Annotated in this window: 10 protein-coding genes; 5 read left to right on the top strand and 5 right to left on the bottom strand. The window is 60.7% G+C overall.

Annotated elements, in window-relative coordinates:
- Positions 1 to 32 precede the first annotated feature (32 nt).
- A complete protein-coding gene (locus G9Q84_RS18385) occupies positions 33 to 5,195 on the top strand; it encodes an NEL-type E3 ubiquitin ligase domain-containing protein (RefSeq protein ID WP_181643832.1) in 5,163 nt (1,720 codons plus the stop codon).
- 550 nt (positions 5,196 to 5,745) lie between these two features.
- Here G9Q84_RS18385 and G9Q84_RS18380 read toward each other — a convergent pair.
- The 3 genes from G9Q84_RS18380 to G9Q84_RS18370 all read right to left on the bottom strand — a co-directional run bounded on the left by G9Q84_RS18380 (position 5,746) and on the right by G9Q84_RS18370 (position 8,119).
- Complete coding sequence (locus G9Q84_RS18380) at positions 5,746 to 6,660, bottom strand: hydroxymethylglutaryl-CoA lyase (protein WP_181643831.1); 915 nt, start codon at positions 6,658 to 6,660, stop codon at positions 5,746 to 5,748.
- 16 nt (positions 6,661 to 6,676) lie between these two features.
- On the bottom strand, positions 6,677 to 7,069 hold the full coding sequence (locus G9Q84_RS18375; RefSeq protein ID WP_032889825.1) for a MerR family transcriptional regulator: 393 nt from the start codon (positions 7,067 to 7,069) through the stop codon (positions 6,677 to 6,679).
- Between the two features lie 114 nt (positions 7,070 to 7,183).
- Entirely contained in the window at positions 7,184 to 8,119 is a 936-nt protein-coding gene (locus tag G9Q84_RS18370) for a LysR family transcriptional regulator (protein WP_181643830.1), read from the bottom strand.
- A 166-nt stretch (positions 8,120 to 8,285) separates the two neighbouring features.
- Between G9Q84_RS18370 and G9Q84_RS18365 the strand changes: the two genes are divergently transcribed.
- Positions 8,286 to 9,515 carry an acyl-CoA dehydrogenase gene (locus G9Q84_RS18365; protein ID WP_032889822.1) on the top strand — a complete coding sequence of 410 codons (1,230 nt, stop codon included), beginning with the start codon at positions 8,286 to 8,288 and terminating at the stop codon, positions 9,513 to 9,515.
- A 133-nt stretch (positions 9,516 to 9,648) separates the two neighbouring features.
- Here the strand turns inward: G9Q84_RS18365 and G9Q84_RS18360 are convergent, their stop codons facing one another.
- Positions 9,649 to 10,983, bottom strand: a complete 1,335-nt coding sequence (locus G9Q84_RS18360; protein WP_122680622.1) for a substrate-binding domain-containing protein — start codon at positions 10,981 to 10,983, stop codon at positions 9,649 to 9,651.
- A 142-nt stretch (positions 10,984 to 11,125) separates the two neighbouring features.
- Positions 11,126 to 11,938, bottom strand: coding sequence for an exodeoxyribonuclease III (gene xthA / locus G9Q84_RS18355; protein ID WP_099600987.1), 813 nt, complete (start codon positions 11,936 to 11,938; stop codon positions 11,126 to 11,128).
- A gap of 168 nt (positions 11,939 to 12,106) precedes the next feature.
- Here xthA and G9Q84_RS18350 point away from each other — a divergent pair, with 168 nt between their 5' ends.
- The 3 genes from G9Q84_RS18350 (at position 12,107) to G9Q84_RS18340 (ending at position 18,226) form a co-directional block, all read left to right on the top strand.
- Positions 12,107 to 12,751 carry a GNAT family N-acetyltransferase gene (locus tag G9Q84_RS18350; protein ID WP_032889813.1) on the top strand — a complete coding sequence of 215 codons (645 nt, stop codon included), beginning with the start codon at positions 12,107 to 12,109 and terminating at the stop codon, positions 12,749 to 12,751.
- A 64-nt stretch (positions 12,752 to 12,815) separates the two neighbouring features.
- Entirely contained in the window at positions 12,816 to 14,543 is a 1,728-nt protein-coding gene (locus tag G9Q84_RS18345) for an autotransporter assembly complex protein TamA (RefSeq protein WP_122680623.1), read from the top strand.
- Positions 14,543 to 18,226 carry a translocation/assembly module TamB domain-containing protein gene (locus G9Q84_RS18340; protein WP_181643829.1) on the top strand — a complete coding sequence of 1,228 codons (3,684 nt, stop codon included), beginning with the start codon at positions 14,543 to 14,545 and terminating at the stop codon, positions 18,224 to 18,226. The genes G9Q84_RS18345 and G9Q84_RS18340 overlap by 1 nt, the downstream gene beginning before the upstream one ends.
- The last annotated feature ends 60 nt before the right edge of the window (positions 18,227 to 18,286 follow it).

Below are 18,286 nucleotides of genomic sequence, written 5' to 3'. Positions count from 1 at the left end.
GCGGGATATTCCGCTATCTGAAGGCGATGCACATGACAGACCCAGCCACACCTGACATTGAGGAGGATCAGGGCCCTCACGTCACGGTAATCCGCGACAACACGCCCGGGTGGTACACCGATGCAGTAGACGCGCGTAAAACCGAACTGACCGCCGTGGGCCTGCGTATTCCGGATTGGTACAAACAGGCGCAAGCGCCAGCCAAGGAGCGGCTCAAGAAGGTTCACGAGCGCAGTCGGCGCTCGCTGAACCAGCTCGATCAGTTGCTTGGTTCGCTGCAAAATCCGGCGGACTACGCCGAGCCATTACTGGTTGCCGCCATCGAGAAAACGTTCGGTAAACGCCTGGACGTTCGCCAGGTGTTCTATGCGCGCAAGATGGCGAACACCACATGCAACCCCGGACCCGCTGAGTTGGAACCCGACAGCGAGCATGCACTGGCGCCCGAGTTTTATTTCTATAAAGGCCTGAGCCTGCTTGAAGCGGCGCTGAATAACTTCACTGCGAGTGAGGCCACCGCACCGGTGTGCGGTGATTGCCACCTGATCACCTGTTACAACTTTCACAGCTACCGCGTACGCGTCATTCATTCTGTGTGGAGTGTCCAGGCGCAAAAACTGGACATTGACGCCTATCGTTTTGCCCAGTTGTGCCGGGAGCTTGACCTGGGCAAGTCATACTTCGAACACGTGCGTACCACGATCAATGCGCACATAAACGCGGTGCCAGACGCGCCGCCCGGAAAGCTCTACAGCACGCTGATCACCAGCCATCGAAACCAACTGGAACTGGCCGCTGAGATCGCCTTGATGAAGGCGGATATCGACCCGTCTCAGCATGCGCTGATCAAACAGATCCTGATCGACCCGGTTGGACGCAAATGGGCGGGTGATGATGTCGCGTTCTGTCGATTTCGGCTGCTGGGGCTGGAGCTGGACAGCATCCTGATCATCGGCCCGCGGGTGATGGAGCAGTACCTGGTCAACTCCGAGATCGTGCCTCGGCCGTGCATGGTTTACATACCCGGCGATCCGCTTTATCCGCTAAAGGCCTATGACAACGTGGGCGCTTTCACCGAAGCACTGACCCTGCGCCTGTGCCGCGCGAAGTACCGCACGTTCTTCAGCCAATTTGTGCCACTGGCCGAGCAGAATGATTTTTTTGCCAAGCTTAAAATGTTGCTTGACCCTGAAGAGGGGTACAGCTTCAGCGATGATTTTGATGCAAGCAAAAGGACGCCGGTCCAGCGCCAGGGGGACTACGGCAAGGTCTGGAAAGACGTGTGGTACGACAGCGCGCTGCAGCGCGTGCGTTCGATCATGAACAACGCCAGTGCCGGCGCGGTCTCGACCGACGACATCACTACGCGAACCTACAATGCCTGGCTCTGGTCCTGGGGCAGCAAGGCCCTGGATATTCTTAATCTGGCGGCGTTCGTGGTGCCGGTGCTCGGTGAAGTGATGCTGGTAGTGGGGGCGATACAGATGGCTCGCGAGGTGTGTGAGGGCCTTGAGTCATGGTCCGACGGCGACACGCACCAGGCCTGGGCGCATCTCTCGGCGGTGGCGCTGAATGTGGCGGGGCTGGCGGTCCCCAAGGCGCTGACGGTATTGAAGGACACCGCATTGGTCAGACGGCTGGTGCATGTCCAGATGGGTGGGCGACCACGTCTGTATGACTTCAGCCCGGGTGCCTACAAGCATCAGGTTACATTGCCGGCCGGTCTTGTACCGCAGTCCGATGGACTCTATCCCCACGAGGGGCGCCTGTACTTGCCGGCTGCAGGTGGCGGCCACTATGAAGTCCAGGCCGCACGGGGCCGCAATGCCTTCACACTGATCCATCCCGAAGGTGACACGCGTTATGCACCGCGTATCCGGCATAACGGCGAAGGCGCGTGGGTGCACGAGTTTGAACAGCCTTTGAGTTGGGATCGCACAACCTTGTTGCGCCGTATGGGCCCCCGTGTCGAGCGCCTGAGCGATGACCAGTTGGAGCAGCTTCGGCTGATCAGCGGGGTGTCCGATGATGAACTGCGCCGTATCTATGTCGAGCAGCAACTGCCGCCACCGATATTCAGCGAAACACTGCGGCGCTTTGAGTTGGCGGGCAAGCACCAGGCGTTTATCGACCAGTTGAGCAGCGATGATCCGCAGGTGTTCGGCCGGGTCGACGCGACCTTGCAATTGAAATTGCTGGTGGACAACGGCCTGTGGCCAAAATCCAGGGTGCTGGTGATCTTTGATGCCGAAGGCAATCTGACCTGGCGTTCTGACCGGGTCAGGACGCGCAGCCAGGTGGTGAAGCTTGATGCCGAGCAGACCGACAGTGGCATGTTGCTGCCAGCTTTTCTCAAACAATTGAGTGAGCCTGAAATCCGTCAACTGCTCGACGAAGAGGCCGTGCTGCACGATCTCCGTACTCGCCTGGATTTTGGTGGGCTGACGGACGAGGAAGGCGATCCCATTCCCCGGCCGGCAAGCCGAGAAGACTTGGAGGCAAAGGCGCAGCTTATGATGCCCGCGCAGCGTACGCCCGAGGCGAGAGCACTCAGGTACCGTGACCGGTTGCTGGAGGTGGCGAAGAACACCCAGGGCAAGCTGTACCGCGAGGAGGTTTTGGCCGGTGATAGGCCCAGTAATACTCATGCACAGCTGATCCAGGACAGCTTCCCCGGACTGCCCCGGCTCGCCGCCGAGGAGCTGGCCAACCACGCCAGCCCCGAGGAGTTGGTGCACCTGGACAGCACATCCCGGTTGCCCCTGCGTCTGGCCGAAGAGGCTCGTTGTTACCTGCAAAAAGCACGGGTCATGCGTGCGCATACCGACATGCTGTTTGACAGTGAATTGACCATGGATGGCGTACACCTGGCGCTGCACAAGCTGGCGGCGCTGCCCGGCCGCCTCGACGGTGTCGGCATCGAGTTGCGTGCAGGCACCTATGACGGGCCGGTGCTGGACCGCATAGGCCGTGCGGACGCCCCGCGACAGCGGCGCCTTGTGCGCGTCAGCATGAAGGAATGGGCGGTGTACCGCGAACCGCAAGTGGCTTCGTACCATCGTGCCGATAAAGACGCGTTCTACAGCGCGCTGCTGGTGGCCACCGAGGATCAGGGCCTCGACATGCCGCGAATACGCGAATCGACGCCGACCTTGAAGGCACAGATCACCACTCAGCCGTTGAGCGAACAGGCGAGCCGCCAAGCCCTGCGCCTGCAAGCGATCAAGCCGGGGTTCAAGTCGCCCATGCGCCTGGCCGACGGGCGCATCGGCTACCCGCTCAGCCCGGTGGGCGGCGCGCAGCAATGGCCCTCGGTGTGCGTGATGAAAGCAATGATGCTGTACCCGTCGAAATCCATCGAGGCGGTGGTCGAGATGCTGGGGTTGCAAGGCCGTGGCAGTGCGGCGCTGGTGGCCAGGCTCAATCAGCTTGAACAAGAGTTCGCACAGCTTGACCGGGAATTGGTCGCCTGGCAGCAACAAGGTGAGCCCGGTTACCGCAGCGCCAGGCGTCGGGTCAGCGCGACCGTGCGATACGCCTGGCAGCGCGAGTCGGCTACGGCGTTCGCGGCGGATGGCACGTCTATCGGGCATGTCCTGGATCTGTCTGGTGAAGTCATCGACGAGCTTCCGCAGCTCAGCGCCAATATGGACCACGTGGGCCGCCTGACTTTACGGCGCATGGGGCTGTCGGACAGCTCCCTGCCGTTTCTGCAGTCCTTCGGCGGTTTGCGCTGGCTGGACATGCGTGAGAACAACCTCACTCAACTGCCGGAGTTCGCCAATGCGGGCGTTGGGCTGACCAAGCTCAACCTGAGCCGCAACGATATTCGCCTGACCGAGCAAAGCCGAGCGCGCCTGGAAGCCATGCATGGCCTCAAGATTCTAAACCTCTCCGGCAATCGCAACCTGGGATGGACCGCCGACGTGCGCAACATGCGCAGTCTGAACCAGCTGTATCTGAGCGATACCGGGACCACTCGTTTCCCGGCGGGCGTCGAGCAACTGACTCAACTGGCGCGGATCGACCTGCATACCAATCGGCTCACGACACTGCCGGAGTACGCGTTCCAGCATCTGGAACGGATCTCTGTGCATGACAACCCCTTTTCGGAGGCTACCCGGGTGCGCCTTCCCGGTGAGTTTCCGGTGAATCAGGCGCAATGGGCAGACCATGTCACCGCTGACGAAGCGCGGGTACTCTGGCTGGCCGATACACCGACGGCGCTGCAGGCCGAGCGCGGGATCCTGTGGGATGACCTGAGTGCCAGTGCCGACTCGGCGCCGTTCTTCACGGTACTGGCCGACACCACACGCAGCGCCGAATATGCCTCATCCAACACCCGTGCAGCCCTGGCGGCGCGGGTGTGGGACATGCTGGAAGCAGCACAGCAAAGTCAAGACATCCGCGAAACGCTCTTCAGCACCGCAGATGATCGAGTCACCTGTGGCGATGGCACCACGGTGGAGTTCATGAACCTTGAAAGGGAACTGATCGGCGCAAGGGCCCTGGCACAAGCGGGGGATGCGCACGCGGAGGGCGCACTGATCAGCACCGCGAAAAAACTGTTTCGCCTGCATCTGGTGGACACCCTTGCGCAACGGGACGTCGAGGCGCGAGGGCCTGGGTTCACCGAGCAGGTCGAAGTCATCCTGGCCTATCGGGTCGGTCTGGCGGACCGGCTGGACCTGCCCGTCAAATCCCGCGGCATGTTGTTTCCCCAGCAAGCCAATGTAAGCCCGGCAGCACTCGACCAGGCCTATACGCAGGTGCTCGCGAATGAGCGGATGGTTGCGGATGAGTCAGCGTTTTTTGCCGAGCGGCGTTTCTGGCAACAGCACTTGCGCACTCGCTACCCTCAGGAGCTTGAGGCTTTGACGGCGCCCGGTACCGCGCTGAACCGGGCCAGGGGCGAGGCGCTCGAAGCGGTCTCGGACTGGCAGGCGCTGGAGGATAGCGCGCCGGACAGGGCGCAGTGGCAGGCAACACACACCGAATTGGTCGATAACCTGATGACTGTGCTGGGTAAGCCCAGGGAAGAGATTCTGGTGGATGGTTCGATGCAAAGTGCGTTCTATATCGAGCAGTTCAACCTGCTGCGCGTGGCGCAGTGGGAGCAAGAAGAACAGGCCATGCGCACACTGACGCGGTCGGTGCTCAACAACGCCGCCGCGGAGCAGGGGACAGAGGTCTGAAAAGGCCATGTGCAGAAAGCACAAAGGGGACCCGAGGGTCCCCTTTAATTTGTCGTTGCGTGCTCTTTTTTATTATTGAAGGGCGGCCTGTTGTTGTTTTTGGTAGCCGTGACCCTTTTACCGCTGTTTTTAGCGACCCCCATGCGGGGTCAAGAGCAAACGTATTTTTTTGAGCGCTGACCTGCTTCTTCGTGACCGATCCAACCAGTGGGTAGCTACCTGAGGTAGTTTTATTTTTCTCTAACCGGTTGCGGGTTTCGGCGAGCCGTACCCTGCGAAGCACATCTTCTCCAAAAAAATCTGTTAGCTGCGTCTCTGCCGTGTTGTTTTTGTTATGTCAGAGTCGTTTCGTCTTATTTTTATTAGGTTTGGCGCTTTTTATTCTTGTTATGCCATAGAGATAGCAGAAGCCGTGCCAACTTTTAAAAACCCTTTAAAATCAGCTGGTTAGTTTTTTGTTCGGATTTGGCTTACGCAAAGTTCGACAAAATATGTTCCCGTGTTACTCGATGTGTAGTCGTGCGGTAACACATTGTCACGGCTGCTCTACTCAAACGGCATTACGGACCTTGGCCACCCGCGAACCCGTAGGGCGGCCCAGGACCTGGCTGATTTGCAGGCCTGCGGCAATCAATGCTTGCAGGTCGATGCCGGTGTCGATCCCCAGGCCGTTGAGCAGGTAGACCACGTCTTCAGTGGCAACGTTACCGCTGGCGCCCTTGGCGTAAGGGCAGCCGCCGAGGCCCGCGATAGAGCTGTCGAACACACTGATCCCCTCCAGCAGACTGGCGTAGATGTTGGCGACCGCCTGGCCGTAGGTGTCATGGAAGTGGCCCGCCAGTTTGTCCCGTGGCACCTGCACACCGACGACATCGAACAGCCGCCGGGTTGAGCCCGCCGTGCCGGTGCCGATGGTGTCGCCCAGGGAAACCTCGTAGCAGCCCATGGCATACAACTCCCGCGCGACTGCGGCAACTTGCTCTGGCGCAATCTCGCCTTCGTAAGGACAACCCAACACGCAGGACACATAGCCGCGCACGCTGATGCCATGTTGCCGGGCTGCAGCCATGATCGGCGCAAAGCGTTCCAGGCTTTCACTGATGGAACAGTTGATATTGCGTTGGGAAAACGCCTCGGACGCTGCCGCAAACACCGCGACTTCTTTCACCCCGGCCGCCAGCGCAGCCTCAAAACCCCGCAGGTTCGGTGCCAGTGCGCCATAGGTCACGCCGGGCTTACGCTGGATCTGCGCAAATACCTCGGCCGAACCGGCCATCTGCGGTACCCACTTGGGCGAGACGAAACTGCCAACTTCGATGTAGCTCAAACCCGCCGAGCTGAGGGCGTCCACCAGTTGCACCTTGTCGGCCACGCTGATGGGTTGGGCTTCGTTCTGCAGCCCATCGCGCGGACCGACTTCGACCAGGCGCACATGGGAGGGGAGTGGATTTGATGGGTGGGACATGGCAGTTACCTTCTGATCAATGGCCAGCCTGGCTCATGGTGTGCGCGAGGGCCTGGGTGCAGCGCTCTTCGGCGGTGTCCAGTTCCAGTTTCATCTGTTCGATATCCAGCAACTGTTGCTCAAGCTGCTCGCGGCGCTCTGCGATCTTGGCCAGCATGCTGTTGAGCTGGATGTGGTTGCCGCTGCTGGGGTCGTAGAGTTCGATGAGCTCGCGGCATTCGGCCAGGGAAAAACCGATGCGTTTGCCGCGCAGGATCAGCTTGAGGCTGACCTTGTCTCGTGCCGAATAGATGCGTTCCTGGCCCCGGCGCTCCGGGGTCAGCAGGCCTTGTTCTTCATAGAAGCGTATGGCGCGAGTGGTGATGTCGAGCTCGCGGGCGAGGTCGGAGATGCTGTAGGTGATGCTCATGGCGGCGCTCAAGAAGGTCCTGGCGCTAAGCTAATGGCAGGTTGACGTAAACGTCAAGGCCAGCTTCGCTGACCATAGGGGGCAAGCCCCCTCCACAGGGAACGCGCTTCAACCTCAGGCTTGTTGTTTGTCCAGCTTCTTCTCATGGGCCGTAACCTGCTGGCACAACTCGATCATCTGCTCACGCATCCAGCGGTTGGCCGGATCCTGGTCGGTGCTTTCGTGCCAGTACAGGTGCGTTTCCACCGCAGGCACATCGTTGACCGGCAGGTTGACCCAGTGCAACTCATGGCGCCTTGCGAAGCGTTCGGGCACGGTCATCACCATGTCGGTCTGCTGCAGCACTTGCGAGGCCATCAGGTAATGCTGGGAGCGCAGGGCGATCTTGCGTTGCAGGCCCATCTTGCCCAAGGCCAGGTCGACATGGCCCAGGCCGTTGCGGCGGCTGGAGATGTGGATATGGGTCAGCCCCAGGTAATCGTCGAGGGTCAGCTTGTCCTTGCCCGCCATCGGGTGGCCCTTGCGCATGGCGCACACGTAGCGGTCTTCCATCAGCTTGACGTGGCGCACTTGCGGGTCGGTGTTGAGCGGCGCATCCACAGCAAAATCCAGGCGCCCGGCGGCCAGTTCTTTGGTGGTTTCGCGGCGCTTGGACAGGAAACTTTCGATCACTACCGTCGGCGCCAGACGGCGCAGGCGCTGGAACAGCGCCGGCAGAATCACCGCTTCGGTGAGGTCGGTCATGCTGATGCGGTAGGTCTTGGCCGCCTGTTGCGGATTGAAGATACGGCTTTCCTGTACCGACACTCGCAGCAACGACAGCGCATTGCGCACCGGGCCGATGATGTTCTGCGCCATCGGCGTGGGCACCATGCCCTGAGCGGTGCGCACAAACAGCGGGTCGTTGAAGGTCTCGCGCAGGCGTGCCAGGGCGTTGGACACCGCCGGCTGGGTGATGCCGACGATCTGACCGGCGCGGGTCAGGTTGGCTTCGGTGTAGATCGCGTCGAAGACGATAAAGAGGTTGAGGTCGACCTTGCTCAGATTCATTGGGTTGCGCTCTTATTGTTAGGTGGCGATTTGTTGCGTGCTGAGACGCCGATCATATATCGGTGATGAATGTTAATACACGCCGAGAATAGGCTAGGTAAATTATGAGCGCTGTTCTAGCATCGATTGCATGACCTAAACAACCTCTCAAAGAAGGGAGCTGCTCATGGATTTCGCCTATTCGCCCAAGGTTCAGGAACTGCGTGAACGCGTCACCGCGTTTATGGATGCTTACGTTTACCCGGCCGAGCCGGTGTTCGAACGCCAGGTCAGCGAAGGCGACCGCTGGCAGCCCACCGCCATCATGGAAGAGTTGAAAGCCAAGGCTAAAGCTGAAGGCCTGTGGAACCTGTTCCTGCCCGAGTCCGAACTGGGCGCCGGCCTGACCAACCTCGAATATGCGCCGCTGGCCGAAATCATGGGCCGTTCGCTGCTGGGCCCGGAGCCGTTCAACTGCTCGGCACCGGATACCGGCAACATGGAAGTACTGGTGCGCTACGCCAACGAAGAGCAGAAACAACGCTGGCTCGAACCGCTGTTGCGCGGCGAGATTCGCTCGGCCTTCGCCATGACCGAACCGGACGTCGCCTCGTCGGACGCCACCAACATGGCCGCCCGCGCCGAACGCCAGGGCGACGAGTGGGTGATCAATGGCAAGAAATGGTGGACCTCCGGCGCCTGCGACCCGCGCTGCAAGATCCTGATCTTCATGGGCCTGAGCAACCCCGACGCGCCACGCCACCAGCAGCACTCGATGATCCTGGTGCCGGTGGACACCCCCGGCGTGAAAATCGTGCGCCCGCTGCCGGTGTTCGGCTACGACGACGCGCCTCACGGCCACGCCGAAGTGCTGTTCGACAACGTGCGTGTGCCCTATGAGAACGTACTGCTTGGAGAAGGTCGCGGCTTTGAAATCGCCCAAGGTCGTCTTGGCCCAGGCCGTATCCACCACTGCATGCGCTCCATCGGCATGGCCGAACGTGCGCTGGAGTTGATGTGCAAACGCGCGGTCAGCCGTACCGCGTTCGGTAAACCATTGGCACGCTTGGGCGGCAATATCGACAAGATCGCCGACTCACGGATGGAGATCGACATGGCGCGCCTGCTGACCCTGAAAGCGGCGTACATGATGGACACCGCAGGCAACAAAGTGGCGAAAAGCGAGATTGCGCAAATCAAGGTGGTGGCGCCAAACGTAGCGCTGAAGGTCATCGACCGCGCGATCCAGATCCACGGCGGCGCAGGCGTCTCCAACGACTTCCCGCTGGCCTACATGTACGCGATGCAACGCACACTGCGCCTGGCCGACGGCCCGGACGAAGTGCACCGCGCTGCAATCGGCAAGTTTGAAATCGGCAAATATGTGCCTAAAGAGTTGATGCGCAGCGGGCAGTAATACGGCGTCGCCTGCAATCGGGGGCGAGCCCCCTCCCACATTCGACAGTATTCCTACTGGAGATACGCGGTCACCTGTGGGAGGGGGCTTGCTACCGATGAGGCAGGATCAGGCACTGAAGATCCGGCAGTCCTCAGTACACCCAAACCTCCACCCGCCGATTTTTGATCCGCCCCTCATCCGCCGTATTCGCCGCCACCGGCATCTGCGCACCAAACCCGCGAATATCTCGCAGTACTACGCCGCTCTTGACCAACTCCCGTCGCACCGCCATCGCCCGCAATTTAGACAGCAGCGCCGCCCGCTGCGGATCGTTCTTGGTATCGCCGAATCCCACCAGCGTCACCTTTTTGTCCAGCTTGTCGTGACCCTTGAGATACGCCACCACCCGCTGCACATCCTGGCGCGCCTTGTTATCCAGGCTGGCGCTGCCTTCTTCGAAACGAAAATTCACGGTCAAGCGCTGAGCGTCCCGAGCGATGGCTTGATAGTCATCCGGCATTGTCGGGCGCGGTTCCACGGCCATGGCCTGCACCTGCTGCGCAATAAACCCACTGGCCGCCACAATCGCCTGGCCTTTGCTGCTCTGGGCAAAGTCCACCAGCGCCTTGGCCCACGGGTTATGGGCGGTGGGCGGCAGGTAAAAGAACAATCGGCGCGACAGCGGGTAATCCTCGGTGGCGATCAGGCTGTTGAGCGGCAACATCGGTTGCGAGTCGCCATCCACAATCGCCACGGCCTTGGCGTGGCGCACGTAGGGCAGCCCAATAAAACCGATGCCCTGAGGGTCCTGGCTCACCGCATCGGACAATGCCTCGCTGGACTCGAAACGCTTGGCCGAGGAAACCAGGGGCTTGGCGCGCAGGCGCAACACCAATTCCTTGAAGGTGTCGTAGGTGCCCGACTGGTCATCGCGGGCGTAGATATGAATCGCGCCGCCGATGCCGCCCAGAGCCTCCCAAGTGCTGATCTCACCGTTGAAGATCTGCGCCAGTTGCCCGGTATTCAGGGTATTCAGCGGGTTCTGCGGGTTGAGGATGATTGCCAGGCCGTCGATGGCGATCACGTGTTCGGCGTCGGGGCTTTTCAAGTCACCAAGTGGTTCAAGGTCTACCAGTTCGCTGTCCTTGATCGGTCGTGACGAGGCCGCAAGGTCGGCGCTGGTTTTCTTCAGGGCGACAAAGCCTGTGCTGGAACCGTGGGCTGCGACGTCGATAGTCACCGTTTTGCCCTGGCGTGTCTTGCCGATCACGCGCTGTTCATTGGCGCCCTCGGCAGGTTCGCTGTGCACGTTCTGCAACCCTTGATGCTCCATCAAACCCTTGGCCAATGCCGGGGCCAGCGCCGCGCCAATGGTGTTGGAGCCCTGGATGCGCAAGGCCGGGCCTTGATCGGGAACGGGTAGGGGGGCAGCCACAACGGAGAGGGAAAACGCGCAACACAACAGGAACAGAACGCGCAGCATCATGCCGGCACCTTCTCAAGCCAAAGGGAGTGCCGCGAGATTAAGTCAGTAGGATTTCAATAATGTGACTGACACTCAAATGATCAAAGGTGTGGGAGGGGGCTTGCCCCTTCTCCCACATTTGACCCGAGTACAGTCAGGGGGATCAGCTCAGTTCAAGCCAGATCGGCGCATGGTCCGAGGGTTTTTCCAAACCACGCAGGTCGTAATCCACGCCGGCATCCTTGACCCGTGGCAGCAAACCGTTGGAGGCCATGATCAGGTCGATTCGCAGCCCACGCTTGGGCTCATCTTCAAAGCCGCGGCTGCGGTAGTCGAACCAACTGAAGCGGTCGGCCACGTCCGGGTTGAGGTGACGGAAGCTGTCCACCAGGCCCCAGTTTTTCAGGCGGGCCATCCATTCGCGCTCTTCGGGCAGGAAGCTGCACTTGCCAGTTTTCAGCCAGCGCTTGGCGTTGTCGGCGCCGATGCCGATGTCGCAGTCTTCCGGGGAAATATTCACATCGCCCATCACCACCAGCGCCTGATCGTTGCTGAACTGGCTTTCCAACAACTGTTGCAGGTCTTCGTAAAAGCGCTGCTTGGCGGGGAATTTGGTTGGATGGTCGCGGCTTTCACCCTGTGGGAAATAGCCGTTCATGATGGTCACCGGGTTGCCGTTTTCATCGGCGAAGGTGCCCCAGATAAAACGACGCTGGGCGTCTTCTTCGTCATTGGCAAAGCCTTTGTGAAGGCTCAACGCAGGCTGACGCGAAAGCAGCGCCACGCCGTAGTGGCCTTTTTGGCCGTGGTAGTAAACGTGATAGCCCAGTGCTTGTACTTCGGCCAGAGGAAACTGGTCGTCGTGGACCTTGGTTTCCTGCAGGCCGATTACATCGGGTTGATGCTTTTCAATCAGCGCCGCCAGCTGATGGGGGCGGGCGCGCAGCCCGTTGATATTGAAGGAGACGATTTTCATGGTCGGCGGTCCAGTCTGGCAAAAGGGCGATGCTAGCGGACAAGTCGGACGGGGGCCAGCGTGGCGGTAGGACAGATGCGCTGCTAATGTCTGGGAACGACTGGTGCTGCGTAGGTTCGTACCCATAAGAACGCCATCTATTGAGTGGCGCCCAGGGAGATTGATTGTATGACTGACACTGCCATTGGCGAAGTTCGCTTGCTCAACAGCGGCTATTCCCGCGAGGCCCGCTCCCTGCTGTACCAGGCCTATCGGCATGAGCCGACGTTTGCCTACATCTTCGAAGCCGAACGCCCAGGTTATGAGCAGCGGGTACGCGCCACCGTGCGGGAGCTGGTCAAGCAGCATTTCTTTCAAAAACTTCCGGCGATCGGTTTGTTTGTGAATGATCGGCTGATTGGCATTGCCTTGATCGCACCCCCGCAACGGCGCCTGGGGATCACTGAGAGCTGGGCGTGGCAACTGCGCATGTGGCTGAGCACTGGCGTGCGCGGTACACGGCGTTATCTTGATTATCATCACGCCGTGCTGGCGTGCCTGCCGAGCGAATCGGTGCATGTGCTGCCGCTTTTGGGCATTCACCCGCAGTTCCAGGGCAAACACTACGGTGAACAGTTGCTGGAGGCGGTGCACAACTGGTGCGCCGAAGACCCGCACTCTTCGGGTGTGGTGCTGGACACCGGCAATTCCCGCTACCTGGATTTCTACAAGCGCCAGGGCTATGAGGAAATCGGCGAAGTCGCTGTAGGGCCTATCCTGGAGCATGTCTTTTTCCACCCCAATCCCCAGCTGTTACATGCTGCAACGGCTTAATGCAGAATTTTTCAGAATCGTCTGAGTTCTAAGTTTTCCCCCAGCTCGTGTAGCATCCGCGCCTATGAAGTTTCCAGGAAGATTTACCAGCGGCTTGGTTCTGCTGTTCACAAGCTGCGGCGCATTTGCGCTAAGCGAATTGGACGTGCGGATCAAACCCTCAAACGACGCGTTGAAAGCCAACATTGAAGGCTACATCGGCGGGGTTGGCGATCGTGACGAAGAGGCCTTGCTGCGGTTCAGCCGTGGCGCCGAAGAGCAGGCGCGCAAAGCGGCGCAGGCACTAGGCTTCTATCAGCCACACATCGACAGCGAGGTGAAAGGCGGCAAGAACCCGCGCCTGATCCTCCGCGTCGACCCCGGTGAACCGGTGCATTTACGCAACGTGACTATTCGGGTCGACGGCGAGGCTGCGAACCTCAAGTCTTTTCGCGTGCCTGCCAGCGACGACCTAATCTCCGGCGCCGTGCTCAACCACGGCCACTACGAAGACGCCAAGCGTCTGATCCAGAATCAAGCCTCGCGCTACGGCTTTTTCAGCGGGCGCTTTACCAGCCAGAAACTCGCGGTGGACCCACAAGCAGGCGTCGCCGATATCGAACTCATTTATGACAGCGGCCCGCGCTACAGCCTGGGCAAGGTTAGCTTTGCCGGCGACACGCCGTTTGATGACGAACTGCTGCAACGCATGGTGCCGTTCAAAAACGGTGACCCCTACGATTCCGAACTGATCGCCGAACTCAACCAGAACCTGCAAGCCAGCGGCTTTTTCGAAGGGGTGCGCGTGGATGCCAGCCCCACCGCCTCGACACAAGACGTGATCCCGGTGGCCGTCAATCTGGACACACGCAAGCCGCGCACCATGGGCCTGGGCCTGGGTTACTCCACCGACGTCGGTCCGCGCGGCAAGGCCAACTGGACCCGTCACTGGGTTAACCCCCAGGGCCATAGTTATGGCTGGGAAGCAGAACTCTCGGCTCCGCGCCAGAACGTCGGCCTGTGGTACGACATTCCGCTGGACCCGCCGCTCACCGACAAACTGCGCTTCGCTGGCGGCTACCAGAATGAAGAACTGGCGAACACCGACACCCTGAGTAAATTGCTTACCGTCGGCCCCGAATGGCACAGCAAGTTGCCCAGTGGCTGGACACGGGTGATTTCCCTCAAGTACCAGCGCGAAGAATATCGCCTGGGCAACGACTCCGGCCTGAGTAACCTGCTGATGCCTGGCATCAGTTATTCCTACCTACGCAGCGATAACCGCATCGACCCCCACAACGGCTACCGCCTGCAATTCGACACGAAGGTGGCGAAGGAAGGCCTGGGCTCCGACACCAACTTGCTGTACGGCACAGCCATGGTCAAAGGCCTGACGACCCTGTGGGACAATCATCGTTTCCTGGCGCGGGCGCAGTTCGGCGGCAGTGCCACCAATGGCTACAAGTCGGTGCCACCGTCGTTGCGCTTCTTTGCCGGTGGCGATCAGAGCGTGCGCGGTTATGAGTACCAGACGCTGTCGCCCGAGAACGACCAAGGTGATCGCATCGGTGGCCGCTACATGGTGGCCTTGAGCGCCGAGTATCAATATTCCATCGCCGAAAAATGGCGGATCGCGACCTTCATCGACCAGGGCAACTCGTTCAACACCCTGGAACTGCCCAGCCTGAAAACCGGCGTGGGTGTCGGTATCCGCTGGGTATCGCCGGTGGGGCCAATCCGCCTCGACCTGGCCCATGCCCTGGAAGACCCGGGCGGCGTTCGTTTGCACTTTTCCATGGGGCCTGAGCTGTGATGCGTGGTTTGAAAATAGCGGGGCTGGCCGTGGTGGCCATCCTCGCCGTGCTGTTGCTGGCACTGTGGGCGGTACTGGGCAGCCAGGCGGGCAGCCGCTGGGCGTTGGGCCAAGTGCCGGGTTTGAGTGTGGAGAATTTCCAGGGCCGTTTGGGCGGCCAGTGGAGCGCCGATAATCTGCTGTGGCAGCAAGACACCAGTCGCGTGGAACTCAAGGCGCCCGCGTTCGAGTGGTCGCCAGCCTGCCTGCTGCGCATGACCTTGTGCATTGACCGGTTGGATGTGAATCAGGTCATTCTGCAATTTCCACCCAGCACCGAAGAAAGCAGTGGCCCCCTTGTACTGCCAGATCTGAAATTGCCGGTTGCTCTCCAGTTAGGCGACGTTCGCGTCGGTAGCCTGGTGTTCAACGGCAGCGAAGAGCTTAAAGGCCTGCAACTGGCGGCGCATTGGACCGCCGCCGGGATGCAAATCGACTCAGTGCACCTGCAGCGCGACGATCTGGTGCTGGACCTGTCTGGCCTGTTGCAACCCACTGGCGACTGGCCTTTGACCGCCAGCGGAAACCTGAGCCTGCCTTATGCGCCCGGCGGCGCGCCCTGGAAAGTTGCCCTTAAGGTCGACGGCGACCTGCTCAAGACCCTCAAACTCGACGCCGACAGCAGCGGCTACCTGCCGGCCAAACTGCAGGGCGAGCTGCAACCCCTGGCTGAAAATCTTCCGGCCCAGTTGCACATCACCGCTGACGGCTTCAAGCCCAGCGCCGATCTGCCCGACACCCTGCAACTCAATCAACTGGACCTCACCGCCAAGGGTGATCTGAAAAACGGCTACCAACTGCTCGGCAAGGCCGTGCTACCGGCAGAGAAAGGTCCGGTGGACCTGCTGCTGCAAGGCAAAGTCGACGCCAACGGCGCGCAAATTGCGGGCCTGGACCTGAATGCCGGTGACAAGCAAAGCCTCAAGCTGAGTGCCAACCTGGATTGGCAACAAGGCTTCACAGCCGATGCCAGGATCGACTGGCTCGACTTCCCCTGGCATCGCCTCTATCCCGTGATCGACGAACCTCAAGTGACGGTGCGTACGTTCAACGGCGAGATTTCCTATAAAGACGGCAACTACCTGGGCAACCTCAAGGCCGACCTCGACGGCCCGGCCGGCAAGTTCAATGTGGTCACGCCGTTCAGTGGCGACCTCAAGCAAGTCTTCCTGCCCGAGCTGAAACTCACCGCCGGTCAAGGTAAGGCCGAAGGCCATCTGAACCTGCAGTTCGCCGATGGCATCGCCTGGGATACCGCGCTGGACCTGTCGGCGCTCAATCCGGCGTACTGGGTCGCTGAACTGCCGGGTACGTTGGCCGGTCCGCTGCGCAGCAAGGGCGAGTTCAAGAACGAGCAACTCAAGCTGAATGCCGACCTCGACCTCAAGGGCCGCCTGCGGGGCCAAACCGCCGTGCTGGCGGCCAAGGCCGAAGGTGCAGGGGAGCAATGGACCCTGGCCAACCTGGATATTCGCCTGGGTGACAACCGCATCAACGGCAGCGGCAGCCTGCAACAACGCCTGGCCGGGCAGATCGACATCAAGCTGGCGCGCCTCGCCCAGCTCTGGCCGCAGTTACGCGGGCAGATCAATGGCCGCCTCGACGTGGCCGGCAGCCTGAATGCGCCTCAGGGCAAACTCGACATCAAGGGCCAGCAACTGGCGTTTGCCGACAACCGCCTGCAAAGCCTCAGCCTCGGCGCTACCCTCGACAGCGCCCAGCGCGCCAAGATCGACCTCAAAGGCAGCGGTATTCAAAGCGGCGACACCCAGATCGGCACCCTGACCGCCAGCGCTCAAGGCGACATCAAGAACCAGAAGGTCCAGCTCGACTTGGCCGGTCCGCTGGTCAAGCTGGCCCTGGCCCTGGACGGCAACCTCGACAAAGGCAACTGGCGCGGGCGCCTGGCCAGCGGTGATGTCCAGGCCGGCGGGCAGGATTGGAAACTGCAAGCCCCGGCGAAGATCGATTACATGGCCGACGGCAAGCTGACCTTCGCGGCGCACTGCTGGGTCTCCGGCGGCGCCAGTCTGTGCGGCGAAGACCAGCGCCTGATGCCCGAGCCCAAGTTGCGTTACCACCTCAAGCAATTCCCAATCGACAGCCTCGCGGCCTTTTTGCCCAAGGATTTTGCCTGGCGCGGCAGGCTCAATGCCGATGTCCAGCTCGACCTGCCCGACAGCGGCCCCAAGGGCTTGATTTCGGTGGATGCCAGCGGCGGCACTTTGCGCGTCAAGGACAAGGACCAGTGGCTGGATTTTCCTTACGACACCCTCAAGCTTGAAACCACCCTCAACCCCAAGCGCATCGACACACAGTTGAACTTCCGGGGTGGCAAGCTCGGTGAATTGCTGTTGCAGGCGCAGATTAATCCGCTGCCGAAGAACAAGCCGATCACTGGCAATTTCAGCCTCACCGGGCTGGACCTGGCGGTAGCGCGTCCGTTTGTGCCGATGGTGGAAACCCTCAACGGCAAGCTCAACGGCAACGGCCGGATTTCCGGTGGCCTGCTCGCGCCGCAGATCAACGGCAATGTGAACCTGATCGGCGGCGAAGTCTCTGGTCCGGAGTTGCCCGTCAGCCTCGAAGGCCTGAACGTGCAGGCTCTCATCGCTGGCGAAAGCGTGCAGCTCAATGGTGGTTGGCGCAGTGGCAAAGCCGGGCAGGGCAGCCTCAAGGGCCAGATCGACTGGGGGCAGGCCCTGGCCGTGGACCTCAGTCTGCAAGGCTCGCAATTGCCGGTCACAGTCGAACCCTACGCCACGCTGGAAGTGGCGCCGGACCTGAAGATCACCTTGAAGGACGACAAACTGGCGATTGCCGGCAAAGTGAAGATCCCGCGTGGCGACATCACCGTGCGCGAATTGCCGCCGTCGACGGTCAAGGTCTCGGACGACACTATCATCGTCGGCAGTCAGACCGAGGAGGGCAAGCCAGCGATGGCCATGGCCATGGATATCGACGTGGCAGTGGGCGAAGACCAGCTCAACTTCTCAGGCTTCGGCCTCACCGCCAAGGTGCAGGGTCATGTGCATATCGGCGACAACATGGACACTCGTGGTGAGCTTTGGCTCAACGATGGCCGCTACCGCGCTTACGGTCAGCGGCTCAATGTGCGGCGGGCACGTCTGCTGTTTGCCGGCCCTCTGGACCAGCCGTTCCTGGACATCGAGGCGGTGCGTGTCACCACAGAGCCGTCGCGGACCGTGACCGCCGGTATTCGCCTGAGCGGCAGCGCCGAGCAACCGACTACGCAGATTTTCTCCGAGCCGGCGATGGCCCAAGAGGATGCGTTGTCGTACTTGGTACTGGGGCGTTCACGCACCACCACTGGCGAAGACAACAACATGCTCGCCGAAGCGGCGCTGGGCCTGGGTTTGATGGGCAGCGCCGGGGTGACCTCGGACATCGCCACCAAGTTGGGCATTCAGGACTTCGACCTCGACACCCAGGGCAGCGGCAATAACACCGCCGTAGTAGCCAGCGGCAAGATCACCGAGAAGCTCAGCCTGCGCTATGGCGTGGGCGTGTTCGAACCGGCCAGCACCATTGCCTTGCGCTACCTGCTGAGCAAGAAGGTATACCTGGAGGTGGCGAGTGGCGTGGCCAGTTCCCTCGACATTTTCTACAAGCGCGATTTCTAAGTCCTAGTCGGTCAACCAATGTGTGAGGGGGCTTGCCCCCGATTGCGGTGTGACAGTCAG

This window comes from Pseudomonas sivasensis, assembly GCF_013778505.1.
Classification (GTDB): Bacteria; Pseudomonadota; Gammaproteobacteria; order Pseudomonadales; family Pseudomonadaceae; genus Aquipseudomonas; species Aquipseudomonas sivasensis.
This window is presented reverse-complemented; position numbering and strand designations above follow the sequence as displayed.

Excerpts from the sequence above, each read along its gene's own strand:
- G9Q84_RS18345 (WP_122680623.1), top strand. The coding sequence starts at position 12,816 with ATGAAGTTTCCAGGAAGATTTACCAGCGGCTTGGTTCTGCTGTTCACA.
- G9Q84_RS18375 (WP_032889825.1), bottom strand. The coding sequence starts at position 7,069 with ATGAGCATCACCTACAGCATCTCCGACCTCGCCCGCGAGCTCGACATC.
- G9Q84_RS18385 (WP_181643832.1), top strand. The coding sequence starts at position 33 with ATGACAGACCCAGCCACACCTGACATTGAGGAGGATCAGGGCCCTCAC.
- xthA (WP_099600987.1), bottom strand. The coding sequence starts at position 11,938 with ATGAAAATCGTCTCCTTCAATATCAACGGGCTGCGCGCCCGCCCCCAT.
- G9Q84_RS18380 (WP_181643831.1), bottom strand. The coding sequence starts at position 6,660 with ATGTCCCACCCATCAAATCCACTCCCCTCCCATGTGCGCCTGGTCGAA.
- G9Q84_RS18350 (WP_032889813.1), top strand. The coding sequence starts at position 12,107 with ATGACTGACACTGCCATTGGCGAAGTTCGCTTGCTCAACAGCGGCTAT.
- G9Q84_RS18370 (WP_181643830.1), bottom strand. The coding sequence starts at position 8,119 with ATGAATCTGAGCAAGGTCGACCTCAACCTCTTTATCGTCTTCGACGCG.
- G9Q84_RS18365 (WP_032889822.1), top strand. The coding sequence starts at position 8,286 with ATGGATTTCGCCTATTCGCCCAAGGTTCAGGAACTGCGTGAACGCGTC.
- G9Q84_RS18360 (WP_122680622.1), bottom strand. The coding sequence starts at position 10,983 with ATGATGCTGCGCGTTCTGTTCCTGTTGTGTTGCGCGTTTTCCCTCTCC.
- G9Q84_RS18340 (WP_181643829.1), top strand. The coding sequence starts at position 14,543 with ATGCGTGGTTTGAAAATAGCGGGGCTGGCCGTGGTGGCCATCCTCGCC.